This is a genomic window from Novosphingobium sp. (assembly GCF_019748365.1).
Classification (GTDB): Bacteria; Pseudomonadota; Alphaproteobacteria; order Sphingomonadales; family Sphingomonadaceae; genus Novosphingobium.
Genome location: NZ_JAIEPN010000045.1, coordinates 1 through 4,829 on the forward strand (window position 1 = coordinate 1; position 4,829 = coordinate 4,829).

4 protein-coding genes are annotated in these 4,829 nt (G+C 65.6%); 1 reads left to right on the forward strand and 3 read right to left on the reverse strand.

Annotated features, from left to right (window positions below; all coding sequences use genetic code 11):
- A partial coding sequence (locus K5Q19_RS06720; RefSeq protein ID WP_365758702.1) for a peroxidase family protein occupies positions 1–1,019 on the reverse strand: 1,019 nt, incomplete at its 3' end.
- A 755-nt stretch (positions 1,020–1,774) separates the two neighbouring features.
- Here K5Q19_RS06720 and K5Q19_RS06725 point away from each other — a divergent pair.
- Positions 1,775–2,635, forward strand: a complete 861-nt coding sequence (locus K5Q19_RS06725; protein ID WP_292942518.1) for a PhzF family phenazine biosynthesis protein — start codon at positions 1,775–1,777, stop codon at positions 2,633–2,635.
- Here K5Q19_RS06725 and K5Q19_RS06730 read toward each other — a convergent pair whose 3' ends face one another.
- Together K5Q19_RS06730 and K5Q19_RS06735 are read right to left on the reverse strand one after the other, a co-directional pair.
- On the reverse strand, positions 2,636–3,967 hold the full coding sequence (locus K5Q19_RS06730; protein ID WP_292942521.1) for a dienelactone hydrolase family protein: 1,332 nt from the start codon (positions 3,965–3,967) through the stop codon (positions 2,636–2,638).
- A 106-nt stretch (positions 3,968–4,073) separates the two neighbouring features.
- The coding region (locus K5Q19_RS06735; RefSeq protein WP_292942524.1) for a TonB-dependent receptor at positions 4,074–4,829 on the reverse strand (756 nt) is incomplete at its 5' end.

Consider the following 4,829-nt stretch of genomic DNA (forward strand, 5'->3'; position numbering starts at 1 on the left):
TTGTCGAGGTACTGGCTCGTCCACTGCACCGGGCTGGCTGACCACGCGCCTTCGAGGCCGCTCGTCACCGTGTCCTTGCCCATGCCGGTGCCGCAGCTGTTCTTCCAGCCGGTGCCCTGCGCTTCGATCCCAGCCCCTGCGGGCGCCGCGCCGACGCAGGTCGCCGCATGCGCGCCATGCGCCTTGCCGAACGTATGGCCGCCCGCGATCAGCGCGACGATTTCCTCATCGTTCATCGCCATGCGGCCGAACGACTGGCGGATATCATGCGCCGCCGAAATCGGATCGCCGTTCGCATTGGGGCCTTCGGGATTCACATAGATGAGGCCCATCTGCACCGCCGCGAGCGGGCCCTTGAGCTGGCGCTTTTCGTTCCAGCGGTCGCCGTTGGCTTCCAGCCACTTCTTCTCGGTGCCCCAGTAGACGGCATCAGGCTGCCACGTATCCGCACGGCCGCCGCCGAAGCCCAGCGTCTTGAAGCCCATCTGCTCGAGCGAGACATTGCCCGTCAGCACCATCAGGTCGCCCCACGAAAGCTTGCGGCCATACTTCTGCTTGATCGGCCAGAGCAGGCGGCGCGCCTTGTCGAGGTTGGCGTTGTCCGGCCAGGAATTGAGCGGCTCGAAGCGCTGCTCGCCGCCCGCGCCGCCGCCGCGCCCGTCGATCGTGCGATAGGTGCCGGTGCTGTGCCAGGCCATGCGGATGAAGAACGGGCCATAGTTGCCATAGTCCGCCGGCCACCAGGGCTGCGAGGTCGTCAGCACTTTGGCTATGTCCGCCTTCACGGCCTTGAGGTCGAGGCTGAGGAACGCCTTGGTGTAATCGAAATCGGCGCCATAGGGGCTGGCCTGCGTGTTCTCGTTCTGGCGCAGCGGGGTAAGATCGAGCTGGTCCGGCCACCAGTCCTTGTTGGTGGTGGGCTTTTCCGCCGCAGCGGGTCCGGCTGCATCGGCAGCGTGAGCGGCAATCGGCGCGGCGGCCAGAAGCGCAAGGGCAAGGGCCGCAAGCGAAGTGCGCATGGGTGTTTCCTCTCTGCTCGCGGCGTCCGGGCGCACGCGCGCCGTAGTGCCCGACACCGCTGGGGTTCGTGAACGGTTGCCCTCGCTTCCGGAAGAGAAGCTGACGGGCGAGCATGTTCTGGCGCAGAGGATACAGAGGCGGCCAGTTGATTTGTCCGCTCACAATGATCGACGGCTTCGATCACGAAGCAAAAAACTGACACATTTGCCCACGCCGAGGCGGCGTTGATCAGTATCGCAGATATTTCGGGAAAAGCTCAGGACACCCGGCGCGGTGCAATTTTTTTCGCATCCTCTCCCAAGGCCGCGCCGGGTGAACGACTTGTTATGTGAGGACGATTTACCGCATTGGAGAAGCGGAGTCATCATGAAATTGCGCACACCATGCGATCCGCGCACAAATTGATGCCGTGCGGTTACAGGATGCCTCGCACCAGACCCCGACCGAATGCTGCAGCCTTGCTGCGCCGCTTCCCTGATTGCGCCGAAGGACGATCTCTTGCGCATCGGTCCTATCCCGCATCGCGATGTGCCGATCCCCCCGCCTTGCCCTTGCCGCCCTTGCGCTGAAGACCCCGGCAGCGGCTCCGTGGCCACGCTCTGTACTCGGCTTGCGCTTCAGCTTTGCCATCCTGGAGTGAGGTTGGCTCAAGAAAGCCAGACTCTCCGGCACCCGACTATTTCATCGTTGCAAACAACCTCACGCCAGTGAACTTCTGCCTTGCGCCATTCCCGGCGCAGAGGTCAGTGAAGTCATGCCGCAGTATCCGTTCCAGCTTGTCGATGTTTTTGGTGAGACCCCGTTTTCCGGCAATCCGCTGGCCGTGATCGCACTCGAGGCCGACCGCGATACGGCGGAACTGCAGCAGATCACCCGCTGGCTCAACTTGTCCGAAACCGCCTTCCTGCTGCCACCGAGCACCGACGCGGCGGACTACCGCGTGCGCATTTTCACGCTCGATCGCGAGTTGCCCTTTGCCGGACATCCCACGCTCGGCTCGGCCCATGCCTGGCTCGCGCTGGGCGGCACGCCGCGCCATGAAGGCAAGGTCGTGCAGGAATGCGGCGCGGGCCTGATCGACGTGCGGCGCGGTGCCGACGGCCTCGCCTTTGCCGCGCCGCCGCTTATGCGCTCGGGCCCCGTCGATGCCGACAAGCTCGCGGAAGCCTGCGGCGTGCTTGGCATTACGGTCAGCGATGTCGTGGCCGCCGAATGGATCGACAACGGCCCCGGCTGGCTCGGCATCCAGCTCAAGGACGCAGCATCGGTCATTGCGGTCGAACCGGCGCGCTCGCATGCCTCGCGCATCGATATCGGCCTCGTCGGCCTGCATCCCGCTGGCAGCCCCTTCGCCTACGAAGTGCGCGCGATCTTCAGTGATCCTTATGGCGGCCTGATCGAAGACCCGGTCACCGGCAGCCTCAATGCCTCGGCCGCCGAATGGATGCTGCGCGCGGGCCACGTGACCGCGCCCTACACCGCGACGCAGGGCACCCGCCTTGGCCGCTCGGGCCGCATTCGCATCGAGAACGAAGCGGGCGGCCCGATCTGGGTCGGCGGCGCCACGGCCACGCTCTTCTCCGGCACGACCGGCACGGCGGCCTTCCCCGCCTGATCAGCGCGCCGTCGGCTTGCCTGTCCGCATCTCCAGCCCCAGCGCCCAGCGTCGCTGGAAGCCGCGCCAGAACGCCGTCTGCTCTGCCGAGGCCGGCTTGCCGCCGACGTTCTGGAACGGCGCCAGCGGCCATTGCCCGTCCCCGGCGTTCGGCGGCGTGACATCGAGATAGGCGCGCTTCGCGTCGTCGCCCTTCAGATGAAGGTCGAGGAAGGCGGTGATGAAGTGCTGGTTGATCGCGTTGATCCGCTCCGCGCGCCATACCGGCTCGGCGAAGTACTCGCGGGTCGAGAAGTCGCTGTCCGCTTCGGGCGGGGGCGGATTGCCGCCCACGTTGTGGCGAGCGTTCTGGAACAGCAGGAAATGGCGTTCATTGGCCGCCATATGATCGAAGATCCACGTTACGCCGCCCGGAGCATCGACGATATCGTCATGATCCCCGTCAATCATCAGCACCGGCTTGGAGAAGGCCGCGAGGGACGCTTCGGACCAGACGCGAACGGGCGGGCTGCCACCGAACGGCGCCAGCGCGGCGACAGCCTTGATCCGCGCGGCAATAGGCTTGCCCGCCGTCTGGCTGGCGAACAATTGGTCCCGCGCTGGTGCCGGCAGCTGAGCGAACACCGGGCTCGTCGGCGCATAGTCGAGCCCCGCCGCGCCGAGCACGCCGAAGCCGCCCATTGAATAACCGACGAGGCCGATCCGGTCCGCATCGACCTCCTGCCCCAGCGCGTCACCCCGCTTGGCAGCGCGGCGCGTCAGTTCGTCGATCACGAAACGAATATCCCGCGCGCGGTGGACGAGGACATTGCCAAACGAGACGGGGAATTCCGCCGGATTCACCACGCGCTGATCGGCGTGGTCGATCGCGACGACAACATAGCCCTTGGAGGCGAGGTTCTCGGTCAGCCAGGTCATGAACGTGTCCCAGCCGTTGTAGCCGTGCGAGACGACCACCAGCGGGAAGCGCTTGCCCTTGAGCGGCGCGGCGCCATCCACGGCGAGGCTGGGAATGACGAAGGGACCGCCGCTGCCATCCGGCTTGGGCAGCACATGCGCGAAGGATGCGCGCGCGGCGCCCGGTGCTGCTTCGGCGGGATACCAGACCCGCGCCTTGATCGTTCGCACGGTGCGCTGAAGGCCAGTTGCCGAAAGCACCACGCTGTCCGGTGCATCGACGGTGATCGCTTGCGTCCCAATCGTATAGGAACCCAGCGCAGCCAGCTCCGGCGCATCGGGCGGCGGCACCGCATAGGGCTGGCGGAGCGGCTGGGCCTGCGCCGTCCCCGCCAGCAAGAGGCCCGACAGTACGATGCGCCAGAGAGCTTTCATTGCATTCCTTCCCGCTAGTTCAGCTTGAGAGCCCCGCCCCAAAAGAAAACGCGCCCACGCAGAGTAGCTGCATGGGCGCGCCTTCACGTCCGGAGGGGGTGGACGATCAGAAGTTCAGGCGGACGCCGGCTGCCCAGCGCGAACCCGTATCAACGTAGTCAAGCACCTGGTTGTCGAAGCGACCCGTCGTGATGTTGTTCGCATTGGTCACGTTGGTGCCTTCGACGAAGACCTGCGCGAACTTCTTGATGTCGTAGCTCACGCGCACGTCGACCTGGCTGAACGGACGGCGGAATACCGGGTCACCGCCCTGACCGGGGGTGACGAGGTATTCGAGGAACCGGCCGCGACGGTTGTAGGCGACGCGGGCGGCGAAGCCGTCCTTTTCGTAGAAGCCCGTCAGGTTGTAGCTGTTGCCGAGACCTTCGACCGCAACCGACTGGTCGAAGCGCGTCACGTCGAAGGCAGCGCTGCTGTCCACGAACGTGGCGCTGGCCGACAGACCCAGACCATCAAGCGGCGAAGGCAGGTAGTCGAACGTGTGCGTCACGTTGAGCTCGACACCGCGGACCGAAACGTTCTCCGCATTGCGCGGACGGCGCACGTTGAACGTTGCCGTGTTCGGACCGGTGATGCCACCGCCAATCGGCAGATTGCTGGCGTTGGCGATCGTGAACGGTTCCGCCGAACGGGTCTGGACGATGAAGTTGTCGATGCTCTTGTAGTAGCCGGCAACCGACAGCGTCGTCGTCGGGGTCGGATACCATTCCAGCGAGACGTCGAAGTTGTTCGCCGTGTAGGGCCGCAGGTTCGGGTTGCCGCCGCTCGCGTCGAGGCTCGCCGGACGGGTCACGTCGAAGTT